Source organism: Psychrobacter sp. S1-30-MNA-CIBAN-0213, assembly GCF_040309845.1.
Lineage (GTDB): Bacteria > Pseudomonadota > Gammaproteobacteria > Pseudomonadales > Moraxellaceae > Psychrobacter.
This window is the reverse complement of sequence record NZ_JBEOPE010000058.1, coordinates 1-275: the sequence shown is the minus strand read 5'-3', so window position 1 is coordinate 275 and position 275 is coordinate 1. Positions and strand designations below refer to the sequence as shown.

General features: G+C 40.0%; 1 protein-coding gene. It reads right to left on the bottom strand.

All coding sequences use genetic code 11. From position 1 onward, the window contains the following. A partial coding sequence (locus AAEY87_RS13945) for a mechanosensitive ion channel domain-containing protein (protein ID WP_350657604.1) occupies nucleotides 1-275 on the bottom strand: 275 nt, incomplete at both ends.

Here is a 275-nt window from a genome sequence, read left to right as displayed (position 1 = left end):
ACATAACAGTCTTGACGCAGCTCCAAGATATTAGCCTGATTCCATTCTTTGTTGGTCAGTTCATGCTCTTTGAGTAGCGTATCTAAATCGTTGACCATCTCAAAGATCTCATTGATATCGGCACTGCGTTTAATATATAAATTATGCAAAAACTGGAACATATCACGCGAGGTAAAGTTTTCAATTTGCATGGAAGAAAAGTCGCCATTAGGTACAGTGACAATCGTTCGGGTTAAAGTACGCACGCGAGAAGAGCGAATACCGATATCGATAAC